General features: G+C 71.2%; 22 protein-coding genes. 9 read left to right on the top strand and 13 right to left on the bottom strand.

Translation table 11 applies throughout. The annotated features are described in order from the left end of the window. Nucleotides 1-55 precede the first annotated feature (55 nt). From QSK25_RS03890 to QSK25_RS03875, 4 genes are all read right to left on the bottom strand, one after another. Entirely contained in the window at nt 56-1,066 is a 1,011-nt protein-coding gene (locus QSK25_RS03890) for a hypothetical protein (protein ID WP_285632718.1), read from the bottom strand. A 114-nt stretch (nt 1,067-1,180) separates the two neighbouring features. Beyond that, nucleotides 1,181-1,477, bottom strand: coding sequence for an alpha/beta fold hydrolase (locus QSK25_RS03885; RefSeq protein WP_285632715.1), 297 nt, complete (start codon nt 1,475-1,477; stop codon nt 1,181-1,183). A gap of 15 nt (nt 1,478-1,492) precedes the next feature. Continuing rightward, complete coding sequence (locus QSK25_RS03880) at nt 1,493-1,984, bottom strand: alpha/beta fold hydrolase (RefSeq protein ID WP_285632711.1); 492 nt, start codon at nt 1,982-1,984, stop codon at nt 1,493-1,495. Further along, entirely contained in the window at nt 1,984-2,796 is an 813-nt protein-coding gene (locus QSK25_RS03875; RefSeq protein WP_285632708.1) for an LLM class flavin-dependent oxidoreductase, read from the bottom strand. The genes QSK25_RS03880 and QSK25_RS03875 overlap by 1 nt, the downstream gene beginning before the upstream one ends. 76 nt (nt 2,797-2,872) lie before the next feature. Here QSK25_RS03875 and QSK25_RS03870 point away from each other — a divergent pair, with 76 nt between their 5' ends. Next, nucleotides 2,873-3,733, top strand: coding sequence for a LysR family transcriptional regulator (locus tag QSK25_RS03870; RefSeq protein WP_285632704.1), 861 nt, complete (start codon nt 2,873-2,875; stop codon nt 3,731-3,733). Here the strand turns inward: QSK25_RS03870 and QSK25_RS03865 are convergent. Further along, the gene (locus QSK25_RS03865; protein WP_285632701.1) at nt 3,730-3,960 is read right to left on the bottom strand and encodes a hypothetical protein; all 231 of its coding nucleotides are present in this window, start codon (nt 3,958-3,960) and stop codon (nt 3,730-3,732) included. The two genes, QSK25_RS03870 and QSK25_RS03865, sit on opposite strands and share 4 nt — an antisense overlap. 88 nt (nt 3,961-4,048) lie before the next feature. On the opposite strand from QSK25_RS03865, the gene QSK25_RS03860 reads away from it, so the two are divergent. Beyond that, nucleotides 4,049-5,026 (top strand): pyridoxal-phosphate dependent enzyme, encoded by a 978-nt coding sequence (locus QSK25_RS03860; protein WP_285632698.1) that lies wholly within the window; start codon nt 4,049-4,051, stop codon nt 5,024-5,026. Then, nucleotides 5,023-6,195 (top strand): ArgE/DapE family deacylase, encoded by a 1,173-nt coding sequence (locus QSK25_RS03855; protein ID WP_285632694.1) that lies wholly within the window; start codon nt 5,023-5,025, stop codon nt 6,193-6,195. The genes QSK25_RS03860 and QSK25_RS03855 overlap by 4 nt, the downstream gene beginning before the upstream one ends. Nucleotides 6,196-6,340: 145 nt before the next feature. Here the strand turns inward: QSK25_RS03855 and QSK25_RS03850 are convergent, their stop codons facing one another. From QSK25_RS03850 to QSK25_RS03835, 4 genes are read right to left on the bottom strand one after another with little or no spacing between them, the layout of a single operon-like run. Then, the gene (locus tag QSK25_RS03850) at nt 6,341-7,333 is read right to left on the bottom strand and encodes an acyltransferase family protein (RefSeq protein WP_285632690.1); all 993 of its coding nucleotides are present in this window, start codon (nt 7,331-7,333) and stop codon (nt 6,341-6,343) included. Beyond that, nucleotides 7,330-8,283 (bottom strand): D-alanine--D-alanine ligase family protein, encoded by a 954-nt coding sequence (locus tag QSK25_RS03845; protein WP_285632687.1) that lies wholly within the window; start codon nt 8,281-8,283, stop codon nt 7,330-7,332. Before QSK25_RS03845 ends, QSK25_RS03850 begins: the two co-directional genes overlap by 4 nt. Next, entirely contained in the window at nt 8,280-9,383 is a 1,104-nt protein-coding gene (gene alr / locus QSK25_RS03840) for an alanine racemase (protein WP_285632680.1), read from the bottom strand. The genes QSK25_RS03845 and alr overlap by 4 nt, the downstream gene beginning before the upstream one ends. Then, nucleotides 9,368-9,985 carry a M15 family metallopeptidase gene (locus QSK25_RS03835; protein ID WP_285632674.1) on the bottom strand — a complete coding sequence of 206 codons (618 nt, stop codon included), beginning with the start codon at nt 9,983-9,985 and terminating at the stop codon, nt 9,368-9,370. Before QSK25_RS03835 ends, alr begins: the two co-directional genes overlap by 16 nt. 167 nt (nt 9,986-10,152) lie before the next feature. On the opposite strand from QSK25_RS03835, the gene QSK25_RS03830 reads away from it, so the two are divergent. The 3 genes from QSK25_RS03830 to QSK25_RS03820 all read left to right on the top strand — a co-directional run bounded on the left by QSK25_RS03830 (nt 10,153) and on the right by QSK25_RS03820 (nt 12,489). After that, nucleotides 10,153-11,004, top strand: a complete 852-nt coding sequence (locus tag QSK25_RS03830) for an NAD(+)/NADH kinase (RefSeq protein ID WP_285632671.1) — start codon at nt 10,153-10,155, stop codon at nt 11,002-11,004. Next, nucleotides 11,001-11,474: a GNAT family N-acetyltransferase gene (locus tag QSK25_RS03825; protein WP_285632668.1), complete on the top strand. Its 474-nt coding sequence runs from the start codon at nt 11,001-11,003 to the stop codon at nt 11,472-11,474. Before QSK25_RS03830 ends, QSK25_RS03825 begins: the two co-directional genes overlap by 4 nt. 70 nt (nt 11,475-11,544) lie before the next feature. Beyond that, entirely contained in the window at nt 11,545-12,489 is a 945-nt protein-coding gene (locus QSK25_RS03820) for an alpha/beta fold hydrolase (RefSeq protein ID WP_285632665.1), read from the top strand. Here the strand turns inward: QSK25_RS03820 and QSK25_RS03815 are convergent. Further along, nucleotides 12,482-13,870 carry an MFS transporter gene (locus tag QSK25_RS03815; RefSeq protein ID WP_502881799.1) on the bottom strand — a complete coding sequence of 463 codons (1,389 nt, stop codon included), beginning with the start codon at nt 13,868-13,870 and terminating at the stop codon, nt 12,482-12,484. The genes QSK25_RS03820 and QSK25_RS03815 overlap by 8 nt on opposite strands. 49 nt (nt 13,871-13,919) lie before the next feature. Between QSK25_RS03815 and QSK25_RS03810 the strand changes: the two genes are divergently transcribed. After that, the gene (locus tag QSK25_RS03810) at nt 13,920-14,591 is read left to right on the top strand and encodes a TetR/AcrR family transcriptional regulator (protein ID WP_285632659.1); all 672 of its coding nucleotides are present in this window, start codon (nt 13,920-13,922) and stop codon (nt 14,589-14,591) included. Here QSK25_RS03810 and QSK25_RS03805 read toward each other — a convergent pair. Both QSK25_RS03805 and QSK25_RS03800 read right to left on the bottom strand, forming a co-directional pair. Further along, nucleotides 14,581-15,360, bottom strand: coding sequence for a GNAT family N-acetyltransferase (locus QSK25_RS03805; protein ID WP_285632656.1), 780 nt, complete (start codon nt 15,358-15,360; stop codon nt 14,581-14,583). The two genes, QSK25_RS03810 and QSK25_RS03805, sit on opposite strands and share 11 nt — an antisense overlap. A 10-nt stretch (nt 15,361-15,370) precedes the next feature. Next, nucleotides 15,371-16,357 (bottom strand): helix-turn-helix domain-containing protein, encoded by a 987-nt coding sequence (locus tag QSK25_RS03800; protein WP_285632653.1) that lies wholly within the window; start codon nt 16,355-16,357, stop codon nt 15,371-15,373. 97 nt (nt 16,358-16,454) lie between these two features. On the opposite strand from QSK25_RS03800, the gene QSK25_RS03795 reads away from it, so the two are divergent. Continuing rightward, nucleotides 16,455-17,417 carry an alpha/beta hydrolase gene (locus QSK25_RS03795; protein WP_285632651.1) on the top strand — a complete coding sequence of 321 codons (963 nt, stop codon included), beginning with the start codon at nt 16,455-16,457 and terminating at the stop codon, nt 17,415-17,417. Here QSK25_RS03795 and QSK25_RS03790 read toward each other — a convergent pair. Next, nucleotides 17,401-19,404, bottom strand: a complete 2,004-nt coding sequence (locus QSK25_RS03790) for a cellulase family glycosylhydrolase (protein WP_285632648.1) — start codon at nt 19,402-19,404, stop codon at nt 17,401-17,403. The two genes, QSK25_RS03795 and QSK25_RS03790, sit on opposite strands and share 17 nt — an antisense overlap. A gap of 198 nt (nt 19,405-19,602) precedes the next feature. On the opposite strand from QSK25_RS03790, the gene QSK25_RS03785 reads away from it, so the two are divergent. Then, nucleotides 19,603-22,227 (top strand): glycoside hydrolase family 9 protein, encoded by a 2,625-nt coding sequence (locus QSK25_RS03785; RefSeq protein ID WP_285632645.1) that lies wholly within the window; start codon nt 19,603-19,605, stop codon nt 22,225-22,227. Nucleotides 22,228-22,267 lie beyond the last annotated feature (40 nt).

The following is a 22,267-nucleotide window of genomic DNA, read 5'->3' as shown; positions in this document are numbered from 1 at the left end:
CCACCGACAAAAACGGCCGGTCGAGCCTGGAGGCCCGCTCGAGTCCCGCTCGAACTCACCCGAACAGGCCGATCTCGTGCGCCACGGTCCCGCACCGGTACACCAGGTCGGGCCGCACCCGGCTGATCATCTCGAAGTCGGCGGACCGCAGCACCCGCACCAGGTCCGTCCGCCGGTGCGGCGCGTGCCGGTACCCCTGCTCGTGCAACCGCAGCCACGCGTCGAGCATCGCGATCTCGCACCACTGGTCGATCCTCGGCGTGCCGAGCCCGTCGAAGACGTCGAGCAGGTCCTCGTCCCGCCCTCCCCTGCCGATCCGGTCGCACAGTTGCACGACGAACGCGCTGCTCTCCGCCAGCGACGTCTTCGCCAGCTCCCGCAACGTCTCCGCGCCCACGGTCACGTCCCGGCGCAGGCACTCCAGCACGAGGTCCGGGAACCGGTCCGCCCACCAGAGGTAGTGCGCGGCCCGCTCCCACGGCTCCACCGGCGACGCCGCGAGTTCCATCACGGCCCGTGCGTAGTGCACGTCGTAACGGGCTGCCGGCAACGCCTCGGCCAGGTAGCTCAACGCCTTGCCGGCGGCGTCCCCGACGAAACGGGCCTCCGCGACCGCCTCGCGCAACCCGGCCGCGTCCACAGTGGTCCCCGAGCTGATGCCCAGCACCGGCGACGACTCGTCCCACCCCACGTACAGCAGCCCGACCACCGCCCGCCAGTCCGCATCGGACAGTTGCGACCGCCAGAACGCCGCCAGCCGGGGCCAGTCCTCCACCCCGATCTCGCGCGCGGTGCACAACGGCCTCAGCACGACGTGCAGCAGCACGAGGTTGAGCGAGTACACCGCGGACCGTTGCGTGAACGACCGCCGCACGACCGCCGCGAGCTCGGCGCGGTCCGCGGCCGCGTCCGCCCTCTCCCTCAGCAACTCGATCACGTCGCGCGACAACGGCGTGAACGCCAACAACCCTTCGAGGTCACCATTCCGGGTGAGCTCGCACCAGATCTGCCGCGCGTGCTCCTCGAGGTCGTCGATCGTCCGGTCCAGCCTTCGAACGTTCCCCACGCCTCCGAGTCGATCAGCAAGCCACCCCCACGCGCCGCCCGCGCACGACGACAGGTCGTTTGGAGCCGTCGAACGGCAACCGGCGATCGGCCGAACGGACCAGCCGCGACGAAGTCATGTACTCGTGTGCACTACAAGCGCGTCCACGAACAACGGCCACACGGCGCGCGGCAGGTCATGCCCCACCGAGTCCAGCACGAGCAATGACGCACCGGGCACCGCGTCGCGCAACGCATGGCCATGCGCCAACGGATAGACGGGATCAATAGCGCCGTGCACCACCAACGTCGGTGCGACCACATCTCCGAACCCACCGCTACGAGGCGCGTCGAACTCCATGCAGAAGTGATTGGACATGGCCGACTGGATGTTCACGGTCCGTGCGACGTCCTGAACGGCCAGCGCGCGCACAGCGTCCTCGTCGAACTACGGCGATGCACCCGCATAGGCCCGTAGCGCCGACACGATGTTTTCCACGTCAGACGAGGCCTGCAACGACGACGCCTCCAAGAACTCAGGGGTCATCTCGGGCAATCCGGGATCGCCGGTCGTGGTCGCCAAGAACGTCAGCGACGCCACCCGCGCGGCGTGCTCCACGCCCAACGCCAGCGCGATCGCCCCGCTCATGGACCGTCCGACCACGTGCGCGCGCTGCACCCCCAACGCGTCCAAGATGCCCACGGCGTCCAGCACGAGGTCGGACAGCGCATACCCGGGCGAACCAGGCGGATAGCTCACGGACAGACCGGTGTCACGGTTGTCGTAGCGGATGACGAACCGGCCACGCGCCGCGAGAGAGACGCACAGCTCCGTCTCCCACCACAGCATGGACGCGCACGCGCCATGAATCAGCAACACCGCCGGATCGTCAGCGGACCCGAACGTCTCCACGCACAACTCAACGCCGTTGACGAGCATCACTTCACCGCCGGTCCATCGCGCAGCACGCCCCGAACGTGATCCAACGAGAGAGATGCAGGGTCGAACGCCGTGAGGCACCAAGTGGCCCCAGCTGCGACATAGGCATCAACGTCAGCACCAGGCTCCACCTCGCAGACGTAGTCGAACGGCCCATCGCCGACCCGCAACGCCTCCACCTGTCCGACGGCATCCGCGAACTCCGCGACCGACGACAGGTTGACGGGGAAGAACCCGTCCAGCCCGGCCGCCCGCCTCATCGGCCGAGCGTTGCCGGGGAACCCGGCCGCCCACACCGGCACCCCGGGCCGTTGCACAGGACGGGGCAGGAACGACACCCCGTCCACCGTGTAGCACGACCCGCGATGCCGCACGACCTCGCCGGACCACGCCGCGCGCAGCACGGACAGCGACTCGTCCAGCATCCGCCCGCGCACCCGGTCGTCGCACTCCTCGCCGGTCCGCGAGAACTCCCCGGCGAACCGGTCGCTGCCGAGGCCGACGCCGAGCACGAGCCGTCCGCCGGAGAGCAGGTCCAGCGACGCCGTCTCGCGGGCGAGCTTGACCGGGCGGCGGCGGGTGATCGCCGAGACCATCGGCCCGAACCGCACCGTCGAGGTCGCGCAGGCGATGGCGGTCAGCGTGATCCACGGATCGGCCACGTGCGTCACCGGTTCGCGCCACCGCACGTGGTCCCACACGAACAGCCCGTCCCAGCCGGCCTCCTCCGCCTCGGCGGCGAGACGGGCCACCAGGGCGGGATCGGCGAGGACGTCGAACAACGGCAACCAAAGCGCACGTCGTGGGTTCATACGGCCAACGCTAGGAACGCAGGAGCATAAACAAAAGCGATAGATACTGCTCAAAGCAAGAAGCTACGCTTATCAAATGCTCGACCTCCGCCACCTCGCCACCCTCGACGCCGTCGCCACCGAGGGCACCTTCGGCCGCGCCGCCGACCGCCTCGGCTACACCCAGTCGGCGGTGAGCCAGCAGGTCGCGGCCCTGGAGAAGACGATGGGCGGCGCGGTGTTCGACCGCCCGGGAGGCCCGAAACCGGTCCGCCTCACCCCGCTCGGCGAGGTCGTGCTGGAACACGGACGCGACCTGCTCGCCAGAGCCCGGGCCGCCGAGGACGCCGTCGAACGCTTCAAGGCGGGCGAGGGCCGCGTCGACGTCGGCACGTTCCAGAGCGTCACCAACGTCCTGCTCCCGACCGTCGTGCGCAGGCTCCTCGACGACCACCCGAACGCCGACATCAGGCTGTTCGAGGAGGAGACCGACCAGCCCACCGCCGACGGCCTCGACCTGGTCTTCTTCGACGGGAAGCTCACCGGCGACGTCGAGCAGACCAAGATCCTCGACGACCCGTACGTGCTGGTCACCAGGCCAGGCCAGTTCGCGCCGGGCCCGGTCCCGCTCAGCGCGCTGCACCGAACGGCGATGGTCGCCCAGCCCCCGATCTGCGACCAGGCCCGCGTCGAACGCGTCTACGCCGACCACGGGATCGACCCGCTGATCGTCTTCCGCACCGCCGACAACCGCGGCGTGCTCTCGATGGTCCGCGCCGGCATGGGCCTCGCCGTGGTGCCGCAACTCGCCCTCGACGACACAACGGGTCTGGCCACGCACGAGGTCGAGGAACTCACGCCGCGGGAGATCTACCTCGCCTGGCAGGCGAACCGCACCCTGTCGCCGCTCGCCACCAAGGTCGTCGAACTGACGCTGCGGGCCGTGAAAGACCTTTAGTCGCGCGGGCCGCGCAACGTCAGCACCACGCGCAGCACGTGCTCGACCGCGGCCGGGAACACGGCGCCGCGCAGTTCGTCGCGGTGCACCAGGGTCTGCCCGGCGAACTCGACCATGCGTTCCGGCCCGACCCGCCGCACCACCAGCGCGGCGACCTCCTCCAGGTCGAGCCGCGGGTTGTCGAGGCGGGTCAGCGCGAACTCGACGATCAGCTCCTCGTCACTCACGGCACCCCAACCCTTCGGTTTCTCCCACCGATACACGTCGAAAACATGCGCTGGACCGACGATCCACGCCACCCGCACGCTGTCGGACATGAAGTTCTCGCGGCCCCAGGCCCGCAGCTGGAGGTGCCCGCCCGCTCCCGCCGAGGTGCGGGACTTCCACGCGGGGCTGCCCGACCACGCGCCCACTCCGCTGACCGAACTCCCGGGCCTCGCCGCTGAGCTCGGCGCCGGCCGGCTGTTCGTCAAGGACGAATCTTCCCGGCTCGGCCTGCCCGCTTTCAAGGCTCTCGGGGCCTCCTGGGCGGTGCACCAGGTCCTCAAGCAAGCACAAGGCCAGGTCACGCTCACCACCGCGACCGACGGCAACCACGGCCGCGCGGTCGCCAGGATGGCCCGGCTGAACGGCCACCAGGCGCACGTCTTCGTGCCCTCGGCGGTTCCACCTCACGCCATCGAGGCGATCCGGCAGGAGAACGCCCGGGTCACGGTGGTCGACGGCACGTACGACGACGCCGTGGCGCAGGCCGCACGCGCGGAGGGCGTGCTCGTGCAGGACATGGGCCGGCCGGGCTACGAGCAGGTGCCGGCGTGGATCGTGGAGGGCTACGCCACTCTCTGCCACGAGATCGACGAGCAACTCGGGGAAGACCCCGACCTGGTCGTCATCCCGGTCGGCGTCGGCTCGTTCGCCCAAGCCGTGATCACGCACTACCGCAGCCGCGAGACGAACACCCGGCTGCTCGCGGTCGAGCCCGACACCGCCGCCTGCGTCCTCACCAGCCTCCGAGCGGGCGAACTGACCACCGTCCCCACCGGCACCACGATCATGGCCGGGCTCAACTGCGGCACCCCGTCCACCACCTCCTGGCCCTACCTGAGCAACGGCCTCGACGGCGCCGTCGCGATCTCCGACGAGCAGTGCGCCGAGGCCATGCGCGACCTCCACGCGCTCGACGTCCACTCAGGACCGTGCGGCGCCGCGTCCCTGGCCGGGCTCCGCACCGCCCGGGCAGACCTCGGCGAGCTCGGCACCGTCGTCCTCATCAGCACGGAAGGACGCCCGTGAACCCCCGTGACCTCCTCGCCGGCCTGATCGCGATCGACTCGGTCAACCCCGACCTCGTCCCCGGCGGCAACGGCGAGAAGGACATCGCCGACTTCTGCACCACCTGGTTCCAGCGCAACGGCTTCGAGGTCCACCGCCTCGAACGACGCCCCGGCAGGCCGTCGATCGTCGCCGTGAAGAAGGGCACCGGCGGCGGGAGGTCGTTGATGCTCAACGGTCACCTCGACACCGTCGGCCTGGCGGGCTACGCCGGCGACCCGCTCGAGCCCAGGACCGAGGACGGCAGGATGCACGGGCGGGGCACGTTCGACATGAAGGGTGGCATCGCGGCCATGATGGTCGCCGCCGCGCGCGCCACCGAACGCCCGCTGCGTGGCGATGTCATCGTCGCGTGCGTGGCCGACGAGGAACACGGCAGCACGGGCACGGCAGAGGTGCTGGAGTCGTTCACCGCCGACGCCGCCATCGTCACCGAACCCAGCCACCTCGAGGTCACCTTGGCGCACAAGGGTTTCGTGTGGTTCGAGGTCGAAGTCGAGGGCAGGGCGGCACACGGCTCGCGCCCGGAGCTCGGCGTCGACGCCATCGCCAAGGCGGGCCACTTCCTCGTCGCCTTGGAGCAGCTCCAAGAAGACCTCGCGAACGGGCCGCGCCACCACCTGCTCGGCACCGGCACGGTCCACGCCTCGCTCATCACCGGCGGAGAGGAGGCGTCCACCTACCCGGCGAGCTGCCGGATCACGCTCGAACGCCGCACCGTCCCTGGCGAGTCGCCACAGCAGACGCACCAGGAACTCCAGACCGTCCTCGACCACCTCACCGCAACGATCCCGGACTTCCGGGCCACGCTCACCCGAGGCCTCGCCAGGGATCCGTTCGAGGCCGACCCGGACGCCGAGATCGTCAGGACCCTCGTCGCCAACCTGGACGCCGAGCCGGTCATCCGCGCCGAGCCGTTCTGGACCGACTGCGCGCTGCTCGACCGGGCGGGCATCCCCTGCCTGCTGTTCGGCGTCGACGGCGCGGGCGCCCACGCCGCGACGGAGTACGTCGACCTCGCCTCGCTCGACCGGCTGACCGACGTGCTGACCGGCACCATCACCGCGTTCTGCGACCAGGACGGGGGCCAGGGCCTGCCTCGAAGCCGGGGCGATGAGAGTCGCGCCTGAGGTGGTTCCTGGCGGTGCGGCCGGACAGCCCGCACACCGGAGTCCGGCCGTGCCGCCGGGGGCCGCCTCGGGCCCGGCTGTCGCAGACCGGACTTCGGTGCAGGCCCCAGGTTCTTGCCCCGGGGAGCGGGGCCGCGCAATCTCGTCAGGATCGTGCGGCGGGTTGTTTCGCACGTCCTGCCCAGCGCATGACCGGTTCCTCCACGTACCGCCACGACAACGCCGCCGCCACGATCGTGAGCACGGCCGCGACCGGCCCGGCCGCCGCGCCGAGGTCCGGGCGCAGCCACAGCGTCAGCGGGTAGTTCCAGAGGTAGGCGCCGTAGGACAGGGTGCCGAGCGCGACCAGCGGCCTGACCGGCGTCGCCACCTGTTCCCACTCGGACCACACGAGCAGCAGCACCGCCGTGCAGGCCGCGATCGCCGGGCCCGCGCCGAGGTACGTCACCACGTGGCCGCGCAACGGCACCACCGACAGCACGGCCAGGCCGGTCAGCGCGACCGGCACACCCCACCTCGGCGCGCTGGTCAGCTTGAGCCGGGTCGCCGCGCCGATCACGAAGCAGACGAACCACGACGTCGGCAGCGCGTAGGCGTTGTCGGCGTGCGGCCACAGCCAGACCAACGTCGCCGTGCACGCCGCCAGCGACGCGAGCGCGACGACGACCAGCACCGCGCCGGTCCGGTTGCGCACCCAGGCGAACGCCAGCAACGCGGGCCACAGCAGGTAGAACTGCTCCTCGGTGGCGAGCGTCCAGCCGTGGAACGCCGCCGGGCTGACCCCGCTGACGGGCAGGTTGCCGGTGAACGTGACCAGCACGAGCACGGTCCTGAGCAGTTTGTCACGCTCACCCAGCGGGTCGAACACCAGCGTGACCAGCACGAACACCAGGATGAGCGCTAACAGGGCCGGCAGCAGCCGGCGCGCCCGGCGCGCGTAGAAGCGCTTGAAGTCGATGCGTCCCCTGGTCTGCAACTCGCGCTGCAGGACACCGGTGATCAGGTAGCCGCTGAGCGTGAAGAACACGACCACGCCGACCACGCCGGCACCGGGAAACACGTCGGGGAACGCGTGGCGCAGCATCACCAGCAGGATCGCGACGCCGCGCAGCACGTCCAGTCCGGCGACGCGCCTCACCGCACCGCTCCCCTGATCAGCTTGTCCAGCAGGTCCGGATAGGACAGTCCGGCGGCCGCGAACATCTTGGGCACCTGGGACTCCGCCGTCATGCCCGGCATGGTGTTGACCTCGTTGAGCACGAACCCGTCCGGGGTCAGGAAGAAGTCGACGCGGGCGAGACCGCGGCAACCGAGCGCCTCGTAGACCCGCAGCGCCGCGTCCTCCAACGCCTTGAGCTCGGTGTCGTCCAGCGGCGCGGGGATGACGAACCGCGCGCTGCCGTCGTACTTCACCGTCGTGTCGAAGAGTCCCGGCACGTGGATCTCCAGCGGTGGCCCGGTCCGGCGGCCCTCGTCCGGGTCGTCCAGCACGGCGACGTCGATCTCCCTGCCGGACAGGACCTCCTCGACGAGCACCCGGTCGTCGAGGGCCAACGCCTTGCGCACGGCTGGTTCGAGGTCCTCCTCCCGCCGCACCAGGGCGACCCCGAAGCTCGACCCGGCCGCCACGGGCTTCACCACGACCGGACCGCGGAAGTCCACGGTGGACGCGTCGGTGACCAGCGTGCCCTTCGCCGTGCGCACCCCGACCGCCTCGGCGACGAGCTTGGTGGCCCACTTGTCCATCGCGAGCGCACCGGCCCGCAGCGGCGAACCGACGTACGGCACGCCCGCCAGTTCGCAGAGCCCGGCCAGCGTGCCGTCCTCTCCCAACGGCCCGTGGACCAGCGGCAACACCACGTCGCACGTCGCCAGCACGTCGAGCGCGGCGGCCAGGCTGCCCGAGGTGAGCGTGTCCAGCACCTGTCCGTCCGGACCGTGCCAGCGCCCGTCACGGCCGATGGTGAGCGCTACCGCCTCGTACTCCGCCGGGTCGAGCGCCGCCCGCACGGACGCCGCCGACGCCACCGAGACGTCGTGCTCGCAGTTCTGCCCGCCGCCGATCACGGCGACGCGGATGCCCCTCATCGCACAGTCCTCCGCACCCTCGCCCCGATGCCCGTCACGATCTCGTGCGGGATCGTGCCCGCCCAGCGAGCCCAGTCCGCCACCGTCGGCTCACCGCTGTCCCCCGGTCCGAAGACCACCGCTTCCTCCCCCGGCGCCACCGCGTCGTCCCCCACGTCGACCACGACCTGGTCCATCGAGATCACCCCGGCGACCGGCCGCCGCCGTCCGCCCACCAGCACCTCCGCCCGCCCGGAAGCGGTGCGGGGCAAGCCGTCCGCGTACCCGACGGGCAGCAGCGCGAGCGTGGTCGCGCGGTCCGTCACGTACGAATGCCCGTAGCCGACGCCCGTGCCCGCGGCGACCCGCCGCACCTGGACCACCGGCGCCGTCAGCCGCAGGGCGGAGCGCAGCCGGGTGGTCCCGGACGGGTCGATGCCGACGAGCCCCGCCCCGATCCGGACGACGTCGAGGTGCGCGCTCGGGTCCGTCAACGCCGCGCTCGTGGCCGCGAGGTGCCGCACCGACGGCCGCAACCCCGCCTGGCGCGCCATCTCGACCCCGCGCAGCAAGGCCTTGCGCCCCGGTTCGTTCAGACCGGGCACGTCCGCGCAGGGCAGGTGCCCCATCACTCCGACGACCCTGACCCGTCCGGCCAGTTCCGCCCGCCGCGCCGCGGACATCAGCGCGAGCCACGTCTCCGGCGCGGCCCCGTCGCGTGCCATGCCCGTGTCGAGCTGGAGGTGCACGCGCACCCCGCCGTCCAGTGCCGCGAGGTGTTCCAGGCTCGGCACGCTGAGGTCGATCCCGTGCCGCACGGCGGTGTGCACGGTCACGTCGACCGGGTTGAGCCAGCTCAGCACCGGGACGTCCACACCGGACCCGCGCACGGCCACCGCCTCGGCGAGCGACGTGACGCCGATCCAGCGGGCCCCCGCCGCGACCGCCGTCCGCGCGACGTCGCCGAGCCCGTGCCCGAACCCGTCCGCCTTCACCACGGCCATGACGTCCCCGCGCGCCCACGAGACGAACCGCCTCGTGTTCTCGGCCACCGCCGTCAGGTCGACGTGCAGCGTCGGCGTCAGGGCGGCCTGGCGGAGGGTGGTCACACTCGCGCCCACGCAGGCACCTCCACCGGTCCGTAGAGGGCGTGGTCGGCGCCGGTCAGCAACGCCCAGTAGCGGTCGCCGTAGGACCAGTGCCACCACTCGGTCGGGTAGTTGACCAGGCCCGCGTCGCCCAGCGCGGCGGCGAGGACCGTCCGGTTGCGCCGGGCCTCGTCGTCGACCTCGGCGGCGAAGAAGCAGCGCCCGTCGCTCTCCTCGGGCGTCGCGTCGACGGTCGTGCCCATCCACAGCTCGGCACCGGACGACGTGACCAGCGTGAGGTCGACCGCGGCGCCCGCGACGTGCGGCGCGACGGCCAGCGGCGCCACGAACCGGCTCGACAGCCGCCCGATCTCGACCTCGTCGGCCGCGGGGTGCAGTTCGCGCAGTTCGGCCGTGTACCGCTCGATGATCGCGTTCTGGTCGGCGAGGGCGCGGTGCCCCTCGACCACCCGCAGGTCCACACCGGACGGAAGCAGCGCGCGGGCCACGTCGAGGCGTCGCGCGAGGCCTTCCCGCACCAGCACGCCGGGCGCGAAGTCCAGTGGTACCAACGGGTCGCCGTTGTCGAGGACCCGGACGGCACGCACGACCGGATCGGCTAGCAGGATGGTCATGCAGCCAACCTAGGAACGCGCGTCCACTGCGGACTCCTCCTGGAGGCCACCCCGCCCCGCCGAACGGCCGGTTCGCCGCGGTGCCCATCGGCCGTTAGGACGAGGTCCCCCACGCCGCCGCGTTTTTCGGCAGACTGTCGTCGTGACCCGACTGAGGACGATCTGACGTGCACGCCGCCGGCATCGTGCTGCACCCGCGACGAGACTCCGCCCCCGCCGTCGAGGCGATCCTCGGCTGGGCGACCAACCGGGGCGTCGAGATCCTGGGCATCAAGGACGAGATCCAGCGCCTGCGCTGCGAGGCGACCCCCGTCACCGCCGAGGAACTGGGCCGCAGGGCCGACCTGGTGGTGAGCCTCGGCGGCGACGGCACGATGCTGCGCGCCATGCGCCTGGCCGACGGCGAGAAGGCCCCGGTCCTGGGCGTCAACCTGGGCAAACTCGGCTTCCTCGCCGAGGTAGACGTGCCGGACCTGCCCGCCGCGCTGAGCGCGATCGACGCCCGCGACTTCAGCGTCGAACCCCGGCTCGCCATCGACGCGGAGTTCCCCGGACACCGGGTCACGGCCTTCAACGACATCGCCGTGGTCCGCATCCCCGGCGAGGGCAGTGCGCGCGTCGCCGTGCACGTGGCGGGTCAGCCGTTCGTCAGCTACGCCTCCGACGCCGTCATCGTCGCCACCCCGACCGGGTCCACCGCCTACAGCTTCTCCGCGGGCGGCCCGATCACCAGCCCGTCCGTCGAGGCGCTGCTCGTCACCCCGGCCTCCCCGCACTCCGCCTACAACCGGGGCGTGGTGCTGTCGGTCAACGACGAGGTGGAGCTCGACCTGCTGCCGTCGAGCGGCCGTCTCGCCGTCGAGGTGGACGGCATGGTCGCGGGCTACCTCGAACCGGGCCAGCGCGTGTCGTTGCGGGGCAGGGCCGCCGCCGCTCGCGTGGTGCGGCTCGGCATGACGACGTTCTACCAGCGAGCCCGTCGCAAGCTGAACCTCACCGACTCGGCCGAGTTGGCGTGAGGCTGCGCGAGTGGACCGAGGCGGACGCGGCCTGGTACGCGGAGGCGACCAGGGATCCCGAGGTCCAGCGCTTCACCACCGACCCGCCCACGATCACGGCGGATCAGGTCGCCGCCGCGATCGCGGCGCTGCCGTCGAACCCTTCGGCTGCCTCGTTCTGCATCGAGGACGGCGGTGAGCGCTGCGGCAACGTCGCCGTCGACTTCACCGACGGCATCGGTCACGTGTCGTACCTCGTGGCCGCACCGGCTCGGGGCAGGGGTCTCGCGACCAAAGCGCTCACGGAGTTCGTGGCGTGGATCCTCACCCACCACGCGCCGGCCGAGCTGAGGCTGTGGACCCACCGGGACAACACGGGCTCGCGCAAGGTCGCCGAACGGGCCGGGTTCGTCCGCGACCCCGCCCGCGACGAGGACCGCGAGGTCAAGGGCGAGATCTGGCCGACCGTCGCGTACCACCTCGTGCCCTGATCTCCACCCGCTCTCGAGCGCCGCTTGTTCGGATGTCCGCGCCGGGCAACGAGACAGGGGGCGCAGGACGATGGAGCTGAACAGGCGCAAGGTGTTCGCACTGGGTGCGGGCGCGGCGCTCGCCGCGAGCACGGGCACCGCCCAGGCCGACTCCGGGAGGGTGCCCGAGCCGAACCTCCCCGGTTTCAAGCACAACTACGCCCAGGTGAACGGGGTACGCCTGCACTACGTCACCGGCGGCCGGGGTGAGCCGCTCCTGCTGCTGCCGGGGTGGCCGCAGACCTGGTGGCTGTACCACAAGATCATGCCCGCGCTCGCCCGGAGGTTCCGGGTGATCGCGGTCGACATGCGCGGCCAGGGCGCGTCGGACAAGCCCGCGGGCGGGTTCGACAAGAAGACCATGGCGACGGACCTGCACGAGCTGGTGAAGAAGCTCGGCTACGACAAGGTCAACGTCGTCGGCCACGACCTGGGCAGCATGGTCGCGTTCTCGTTCGCCGCGAACTTCCCGGACGCCACCAGGAAGGTCGCGTTCATGGACGTGCTGCACCCCGACGAGAGCTTCTACCAGATCCCGCTGCTCCCGCCGCCGGGCGGGTTCAGCGTGTGGTGGTTCGCGTTCAACCAGGTCATGGGCCTGCCGGAGCAGCTGCTCGCCGGCCGGTTCCGGTACCTGGTCGACTGGCTGTTCGCCAACACCGCGTTCACGCCGTCCGCCATCGACGAGCGCTCGCGGCGGATCTACGCGCAGAACTACGACTCCGCCGAGGCCATCCGCGCGAGCAACGGCTGGTACCAGGCGTTCCACCAGGACATCGCGGACGGCAAGACGTACGCGAAGCTGGCCCCGCCGGTGCTGGGGCTCGCGTCGATCTCGTCCTACGACCTGTTCCTGGGCGCGCTGCCGAACCTCGCGAACCAGTTCGAGGTCGTGCGCGTCGACGGGTCCGGCCACTGGCTCTGCGAGGAGCAGCCGGACTTCGTCACCGGCGAGATCGTGCGGTTCTTCAGCTGACCGTGCGCACCGGTTGTGCCGAGGGGATGAACGCCGCGACCACGACTGCCAGCAGCGCGGTCGCGGCGCCCAGGCCCATGATCAGCTGGAAGCTGAACGGCACGCCCACCTGCGTGAGCACCACGCCCGCCACCGCGCTCGACACCGACGTGCCGATCGCGCGCATCAGCGAGTTGAGGCTGTTGGCCGCGGCGGTCTCCGACGCCGGCACCGCGCCCATGATCAGTGCGGGCATCGCGCCGTAGCCGAGGCCGATGCCGGCACCGATGACGGCCGAGATCACGACCAGCTGCCACACGGCCGTCAGCATGAAGATGCCGATGCCGTACCCGAACGCCACGACCAGGGCGCCGAGGATCAACGTCGCGCGCGGGCCGCGGGCGTTCGAGATGCGGGCGGCCACCGGGGCGGTCGCCATCATCACCAGGCCGGACGGCACCAGCACCAGGCCGGTGACCAGCAACGACTGGCCGAGCCCGTGGCCCGTCGCGACGGGCAGCTGGAGCACCTGCGGCAGCACCAGCGACTGCGCGAACATGGCGAACGCGAACACCAGCGACGAGATGTTGGTCAGCAGCACCTGACGGCGGACCGTGGTGCGCAGGTCGACCAACGGCTGGCGCGTCCGCAGCTCCCACCAGCCCCACGCCCCGAGCACCGCGGCCGCGGCGACGAAGAGCCCGGTCACGGACCCGCCGCTCCACTCGGAGGCCTTCGAGACGCCGAGCAGCAGGCAGATCAACGCGACCGAGAGGCCGACCGCGCCGAGCAGGTCGAACCGGCCGCCGCCGCGCACCGGTGACTCGGGCACGTAGACGAGCACGGCGGCCAGCACCAGCGCTCCGACGCCCGCCGACGTCCAGAACAGCATGTGCCAGTCGCTCTGCTCGACCAGGATCGCGGCGGCGGGCAGGCCCAGCGCGCCGCCGACACCGAGCGAGGCGCTCATCAACGCCGTCGCGCCCGCCAGCCGTTCGACCGGCAGCTCGTCGCGCATGATGCTGATGCCGAGCGGAATCACGCCGACGGCCATGCCCTGCACCACGCGGCCGACGATCAACGGCACCAGCGAGTAGCTCAGCGCGGCGATCACCGAGCCGACGACCACCATGAGCAGGCTGACGATCAGCATGCGGCGCTTGCCGAACATGTCGCCGAGGCGGCCGATCACCGGCGTCGCGACGGCGCTCGCGAGCAGGGTCGACGTGATCACCCAGGCGGTGTCGCCGGGTGCGGAGTCGAGGAGTGCGGGGAACCTCGGCAGGAGTGGGATGACCAGGGTCTGCATCAGCGACACCGTGATGCCACCGAGCGCCAGGACGGCCACGACGACGTTCGGGCGCGTCACCGGACGCGTTTCTTCGAGGAGCACGCGCCCCATCGTAAGTCAGTCACTTGACTTAATATCGAGCGGTGCAAGGATGTCCCGGATGTCCGATGCGGGAGTGACGATGAACAAGGTGGACTGCCAGTCCAGGGCGGAGCGCGCGCACGCCACCCGTGAGCTGATCCTCACCGCGGCCGAACGGCTCTTCGCCGAGCACGGCGTGGTGGCGGTGTCGAACCGCCAGGTCAGCGAGGCGGCGGGGCAGGGCAACAACACCGCCGTCGGCTACCACTTCGGGACCAAGGCCGACCTCGTGCGGGCCATCGCGCGCAAGCACCTCGCGCACGTCGAGGAGATCCGGCAGCGGATGGTGGCGGAGCTCGGCCCGTCCCCGGACCTGCGCGACTGGCTCGACTGCCTGGTCAGGCCGGTCACCGTGCACCTCGACACGGTCGGCAGCCCGACCTGGTTCGCCCGCTTCGGCGCGCAGGTGATGACCGACCCGACGCTGCGGCCGATCATCGTCGAGGAGACCCGCTCGTCCCCGTCTCAGGTGCGGATCGTCGCCGGCCTGAACGCCTGCCTCGTCCACCTGCCGGACGAGGTGCGCGCCGAACGGCACGACATGGCCCGCCAGCTGCTCGTGCACATGATCGCCGAACGGGAGCGCGCCCTGGCCGACGGAACGCCCACCCCGCGCGCGACCTGGGGTGACGCGGCGACCGGCCTGGTGGACGCGCTGCTCGGCATGTGGCGCGCCCCGGTCAGCCCTTGAGCGCGTAGAACCGGATCGGCGAGTTCGGCGCGAACCCGATCCGCGGGTAGACCGGTGCCCCGGCCACCGTGGCGTGCAGGGTGGCGCGGGTGATGCCGGTGGCGCGCCCCGCCTCGAACAACGCCTTGCGCGTCACCGCCTCGCCGTACCCGCGCCGTTCGTGGCCGGGTTCGGTCGCGACCAGCACCACGAACAGCCGTCCAGCCGTCTCGACCGCGCCCGCGCACGTCACCGGCACGCCGTCCTTGAGACCCAGGTACGCGTGCACGCCGTTCTTCCACAGCGCCGACCCGCCGATGCCGTCCCGGCCCGCCTCCAGCGGGAACCCGTACGCGCGGGAGTTGATGTCCGCGTACGCCAGCAGCTGCTCGTCCGTCGTCACGCGCTCGAACGTCAGCTCGGCGTGCGTGGGCTCCGGGATCGGCAGCAGGTCGCCCGCCATGCCGACACCGGGGAACGCGTACGCGAGCCCGGCGGCGTCCGCCAGTGCGTCCAGGTCGACGCCGGGAGCCAGGTCCTCGAACACCCACAGGAAACCGGTGTTCTGCTTGGCGCGCATGACGTCCGCCGCCTCGGCGAACCGCTGCGGGAGCAGGTCGGGACTCGTCTCCGTGACCGTGACGCAGTTCCAGAACGGGAAGAGGCAGTCCGCCCACCGCACCGCGACGCCGGGCAGGTCGCGCACGTCGGCGTTCGGGTCGCGGTCGAGCACCATCGCGTGCCAGCCCGCGGTCAGCTGTTCCACGGACTCCGCCGTCAAATTGATCACCGCACCGAGCTTAGGCGTTGTCGCGCAACCGTCGCAGCATCAGCGCGAGGTGTAGCCGAAAGCGTCCGGACGCCTCGTCCAGCCCGAACCCGAGCGCGGCCTCGGCCCGGGCGAGCCGGACGGTCATGGTGCTGTGGTGACGGTGCAGCGCCGCGGCCGCCTTGCGCACGGAACCCGTGGCGCACAACGCGTCCAGCATCGTGATCATGCCGGGTTCGGCCGCGAGCCGGTCCAGCGCGCGCACGTCGGGCAACGCCTCGAAGTCCGCGACGGCGAGCTTGTCGGCGAGCATCCCGAGGCTGCCGAGCCTCTCCCACCACACCACGGGTTCGCCGTCCGAGGTGAACCTCAGCGCGGACCTCGCCGCCCGCCAGGACTTCACCGCGTCGATCGCCGGGAGCAGCGGCCCGACCCCGAGCCGTCCCGCGACCTCCGGCACGTCCACGGTCAGCACCGCGCGCACCTCGCCGATGAGCGCCGACCGTCCGGGCACGTCGCCGTGGACCGCCAGCACGCGCAACGGCGCGGTGGCGGCGATGCCGAGCAGGTGCAGCGCACGCGAACGTTCCGCCGTGCCAACGCTTTCCGACAGCACCAGCTCGATCAGCGCCGGGTCGCCGAGTTCGGGCAGCGGCACGCTGGAGTGCTCCAGCAGCACGGCGGCGGCGATCGCGAACCGTTCGAGCAGCATGTCGTCGAGCGGCGCGGGCGGGCCGGGCCGGCAGACCCAGACCTCCACTCCCCCTTCGAGCGCGCGGACCGCGGCCCCCGCCGGTACCGGGCCCGCGGTGACGGGACCACCCCCGTCGGCGCGCAGCGAGAGGCCCTGGCCGGGCGCGTGCAGCCCGGCGGCACACCCGGCGAGTTCGGACGTGCTGCGCACCAACGCGTCCAGGCTCGCCCGCTCGGTGATGAGGCGGTCGAAGAACCCGATCACCCGCACGGCGCTCTCGGCGTCGGCGTCCAGCCCGGACAACCTCAGCAGCAGGCCTCTCATCCCGTCACCATAGCCCCGACAGGTGGCTGCGCGGAGGGCTCGAACGCCCGCCACGTGTCGGCTGTCCGCGCCGCCGTTCCGAGCAGAGGATCAGTGCATGAGCTACGACGTCGATCCCGAACTGCTGCCTTGGCTCGACATGCTGCCGAAGGTGGCCCTGCCCGACTACGAAGCCCTTCAGGCCGCCCGCGGCGAGCAGTCCCAGCTCGCCGACATGATGCCGGCCTACGAGCCGACGAACCCCGTCGACATCAGGGACGTCACGGTGCCCGGCCCGTCGGACGCCCCCGACGTGCCGGTGCGGATCTACAGCCCGGCGAACCGCGAGGGCCTGGTGCCGGGCCTCGTCTACATCCACGGCGGCGGGTTCGTCCTCGGCGACCTCGACACGTTCCACGCCCACATCCTGCGCATCGCCGACGAACTGGGCATCGTCATCGTGTCGGTGGACTACCGGCTCGCGCCCGAGCACCCCTTCCCCGCCCCGGTCGAGGACTGCTACGCGGCGTTGAAGTGGACCGCCGAGAAGGCGGACGAGCTCGGCATCGACCCGGCCCGGCTCGGCATCGGCGGCGAGAGCGCGGGTGGTGGTCTCACCGCGGGCACCGTGCTGATGGCACGCGACCGCGGCGGCCCCGAGCTGTGCTTCCAGTTCCTCGGCATCCCCGAACTCGACGACCGGCTGACCACCGAGTCGATGACGGACTACGTCGACACGCCGATCTGGAACCGCCCCAACGCGATCTACAGCTGGACGGCCTACCTCGGCACCGAGCCGGGCGGGGACGACGTCTCGCCGTACGCCGCCCCGGCCCGCGCGACCGACCTCAGCGGTCTGCCGCCGACGTTCGTGTCGACCTGCCAGTTCGACCCGTTGCGCGACGAGGGCGTCGAGTACGCGCGCCGTCTCTCGCACGCCGGGGTGCCGACCGAGCTGCGCCTCTACCCCGGCACGTTCCACGGCTCGTCGCTGGTGGCGAGCGCGGCGATCTCGGTGCGGATGTTCGAGGACGAGGTCGAGGCGTTGCGGCGCGGGTTGAAGGTCACGAACTCCCCGTGACCGCACTGCCCGACCTCGTGACGTGGTGGGTGACGGTGGCGCCGCTCCAGTAGTGGAACGTCAGCGTCACCCGCGCGTTGTCGGCGACCTCGGCGAAGAACTCCGGGGTCAGGGTCGTGGTGCCCGCCGCGTAGTCCGGGGCGAAGGCCCGGTCGAACTCCTTGAAGGACGTCCAGTTGTGCGGTCCGGCGTTCGACCCGTCGGCGTACTTCGCCTCCATCGTGGCGAGCAGGTCACCGCGGAAGTTCGTCGGGATCGCGAACGCCGCCGTGGTGCCGGTCGCGCTCGTGAGCACCGGCGTGTCGTGGGTGACGAGATTGATCCGCCACGGCACGCCGGCCGAGAAGTGGGCCGTCAGCACGGCGTTCGTGCCGTAGTTCCGTGACCCGCTCAGCCTGGTCATGGTCGCGGCGGTCAGGGTGAGCTGGTCGCCGGAGACGGTGTAGTCGGTGCCGCGCACCAGGTCCGCCGTGCCCTGGCGCAGGCCGGTGAACGTGGTTCCGTTGGCGTTCAACGTGATCGTCTTGGCCGCGACGGCGCTGGACCGCGCGCTGAACACCTGGTCGGTCGACGCGGTGCCGGACCGGGTGGTCCAGCTCGACCTGATCTGGGCGATCAGCTCGGGGTCGCTCCACTGGAAGGACGTGCGGCCGAGGTGCTGGCCGTTGCCCCAGAGCATGGTGGTGATCTTCTTGGTGCGCGCGTGGTACCCGAGGTGCTCGAAGAACTTCAGCTTCTCGCCCTGCTCGATCGTCCCGGTGTGCCGGTCGAACCCGAGCAGGCCGTACTCGCCGAGGATCACCGGCACGCCGCGCGCGACGAAGGTGGTGTGCACGCGGTCGAACGCGTCGGTCAGGTCCTTCTGCGCGGTCGCGTCGTAGCGGGTGCCGCCGGCGACGTTCACGCTGAACGGCCAGTAGCCGTAGTAGTGCACGGTCGCGGCCACGTTCGGGTCGCCGAACCCGCTGATCGACGTCGCGAGCTCGTCGAGCCGGGCCTGCTCCGACGAGGTGTGCAGGGTCGGCAGGACCAGCAGGCGGGTCGCGTTGGTGCCGCCCGATCCCCGCACGATCGTGCGGAACGACGAGTTCAGCTCGTGCAGCAGCTGGGCGTTCTGGGCGTCGCCCGAGCTGCCGGTGAACTGCGGTTCGTTGACGCTCTCGAACACCAGCTGCTTCGGCGCGTCCCTGAAGGTCGTCGCGAGCTGGGTCCAGATGGCGTTGTAGCGGGCCAGCACACCGGTCCGGTCGGACGGCATGGCCGAGATCCACTGCCACGAGTCGTGGTGGATGTTGATCATCACCTGGAAGCCGTCCGCGAGGGCCCAGCCGACGACCTCCCGCACGCGGGCGAGGTACGCCGCGTCGATGGTGTGCGCCGGGTTCTGGTGCTGGCCCCAGGTGACGGGGATGCGGATGCTCTTGAAGCCCTGCGCCTTCACGTTGTCCAGCAAGGCTTCCGTGACGCGCGGGTTGCCCCACGACGTCTCGTCGCCGCCGGTCGAGTCGAGGGTGTTGCCGAGGTTCCAGCCCGGTTGCATGGCCGCGACCTGGGCCATCGCGTCGCCCGCCGGTGGGGTGCCGGGGCCGCCGGTGCACGCGACCCCGTTGAGGGAGAACGACTGCGGGGCCGTGTTCGCGCCGGACCAGCTGGCGTTGAAGCCGAAGGACACCGCGGCGTTCGGTTCGATCACGGCGTTGTACCCCGCGTTCACGGCCGTGACGTCGGCTCCCGAGGACGTGACCGCGGCGTTCCAGGCGTGGGTCACCGTCTGCCCGGAAGGCCAGGACCAGGTCAGCCGCCAGCCGTCGACGCGCTCGCCGAGGTTGGTGATCGTGACGTTCGCGCTGAACCCGCCCGACCACTGGCTCGGCACCGCGTAGTCGACCTTGCAACCGGGTGCCGCCGCGACCGGCGCGCCCCCCACCAAGCCTGCGGTCGCGACGACGAGAGCCGTTGCGAGCACGGCGAAACGCCCTCCGGGCACAGCGCACCTCCCTGACCTGGGAGCGTTCCCAGATCGGCCGCACTGTAGCCAGCCCGCCCGCGCCGGGGAAGCCGCGCCGTCGATTCGACGTCGAATGCGAACTCGTTCCGCCACAACGCTTTCATGACCGTTACAGTCGCTCGGACTGGGAGCGCTCCCAGATCCTGCTTGCGGGAAGGCGGACGCATGTTCAGAGCTGTGACAGCCGTGCTCGTCGCGGCGCTCGCGGGGACGGCGCTGGTGTCGCCGTCGTCTTCGGCCGCGCCCGCGTTCAACTACGGGGAGGCGCTGCAGAAGTCGGTCTGGTTCTACGACGCCCAGCGCTCCGGCGTGCTGCCGTCGACCAACCGGGTGAGCTGGCGCGGCGACTCGGCGGTGCGCGACGGTGCGGACGTCGGCCTCGACCTGTCCGGCGGGTTCTACGACGCCGGCGACCACGTGAAGTTCGGGCTGCCGTTCGCGTTCAGCGTGTCGATGCTCGCCTGGGGCGCCGTCGAGAACCGGGCCGCCTACGCGAACTCGGGCCAGCTGCCGCACCTCCTCGCGAACCTGCGGCACGGCACCGACTGGATCATCAAGGCGCACCCGTCGCCGAACGTCGTCTACGGGCAGGTCGGCGCGGGCAACCCCGACCACGCCTGGTGGGGCTCGGCGGAAGTGATGCCGATGGCGCGCCCCTCGTACAAAGTGGACAGTTCATGCCCCGGCTCCGACCTCGCGGGTGAATACGCGGCGGCGATGGCGTCGGCGTCCATGGTCTTCAAGGACACCGATCCCTCCTACGCCTCGACCCTGCTCACGCACGCCAAGCAGCTCTACACGTTCGCGGACACCTACCGCGGCAAGTACAGCTCGTGCATCACCGACGCCGCGAGCTTCTACAACTCGTGGAGCGGCTACCAGGACGAGCTGGTGTGGGGTGCGATCTGGCTGCACCGCGCCACCGGCGACGCGAGCTACCTGGCCAAGGCGAAGACCGAGTACACGAAGCTCGGCACCGAACCGCAGAGCTCCGAGCGTTCCTACAAGTGGACCATCGCCTGGGACGACAAGTCCTACGGCGCCTACGTCCTGATGGCGAAGCTCACCGGCGAGCAGACCTACGTCACCGACGCGAACCGCTGGCTCGACTTCTGGACCACCGGCTACAACGGCAACCGCGTCCGCTACTCCCCCGGCGGCCAGGCCGTGCTCGACAGCTGGGGCTCGCTGCGTTACGCCGCCAACACGGCGTTCGCCGCCCTCACCTACTCCGACTGGCTGTCCACACGCGACAGTGCCAGGGCCCGCACCTACCACGACTTCGGCGTGCGGCAGATCAACTACGCCCTGGGCGACAACCCGCGCGGCGCGAGCTACGTCGTCGGCTTCGGCGTCAACCCGCCGCGCAACCCGCACCACCGGGGCGCGCACGGCTCGTGGGCCGACAGCATCCAGGAACCGGCGACCAGCCGTCACGTCCTCTACGGCGCGTTGGTCGGCGGCCCCAGCACCAACAACGACGCCTACACCGACAGCCGCAGCGACTACGTCATGAACGAGGTGGCGCTCGACTACAACGCCGGCTTCACCGGGGCGTTGGCGCGGCTGTACGGCGAGTACGGCGGCACCCCGCTCGCGTCGTTCCCCGTCGCCGAGACCCCGGACGGACCGGAACTCACCGTCGAGGCGTCGGTGAACCAGAGCGCCGCCCAGTTCACCGAGGTCAAGGCGTTCGTGCTGAACCGCAGCGCCTGGCCGGCCCGGACCTTCAACGGCACGCTGCGCTACTACTTCACCCTCGACGGCACCACCACGCCGAACCAGATCGCCGTCACCACGAACTACAACCAGTGCGGCGCCGCGAGCGCCCCGGTCCAGCACCGCGGCTCGACCTACTACGTGGAGATACCGTGCACCGGCGTGGCTCCGGCCGGCCAGTCCGCGTACCGCAAGGAGGTCCAGTTCCGCATCACCAGCACCGGCACGTGGGACCCGGCGAACGACTGGTCGTACACCGGCCTGGGCTCCGGCAACACCGTCCAGCGCACCGACCGCGTGGTGCTGCGCACCGACCGCGTCGTGTGGGGCACCGAGCCCGGCGGCGGCACGGAGGACTCCCAGCCGCCGTCCGTCCCGAGTGGACTGACCGCGTCCGACGCGCGCGCCACCAGCGTGCAGCTCACCTGGACCGCCTCCACCGACAACGTCGGCGTCACCGCTTACGAGGTGCTCGGCGGCGGCACCGTCGTGGGATCTTCGGCGACCACGGGCCTGCTCCTCACCGGGCTCACCCCGGACACGCCGTACTCGTTCTCCGTTCGCGCCAGGGACGCCGCAGGCAACGTGTCCGCTTCCAGCACTTCTGTCGCGATTCGCACGCTTCCGGGCACCGCGAGCGCCGTGACCGTGCAACACAAGGGGTCCGGCGCACCCGCCTCCAACCAGCTCGGCGCCGTCCTCCAACTGTCCAACCGCGGCACGTCCGCGCTGCCCCTCTCCACCACCTCGCTGCGCTACTGGTTCACCGGCGACACCGCCTCCACCGGCTACCAGGTGTGGTGCGACTGGTCCCAACTCGGCTGCGCGAACGTCAGGACACGGGTGGTGAAACTCGCCACCGCCCGACCGGGAGCCGACGCGTACCTGGAGGTGTCGTTCGCCTCGGGATCGCTCGCCGCCGGGTCGAGCACCGGCGAGATCCAGGTGCGCGTCGCGAAGTCCGATTGGTCCACTTTCGACCAGTCCGACGACCACAGCTACCGAACCAGCAACGCCCTCACCGATTTCGACAGGGTGACCGCCCACACCGGCGACACGCTCGCGTGGGGCACCGAACCCTAGACCTCGAGGCGGGACGTTCTGCGCGGCACAGGCGTCCCGC

The sequence above is a fragment of the Lentzea sp. NBRC 102530 genome (genome assembly GCF_030269365.1).
Classification (GTDB): domain Bacteria; phylum Actinomycetota; class Actinomycetes; order Mycobacteriales; family Pseudonocardiaceae; genus Lentzea.
The sequence above is the reverse complement of the archived record's forward strand: the minus strand, read 5'-3'. Positions and strand labels throughout refer to the sequence as shown.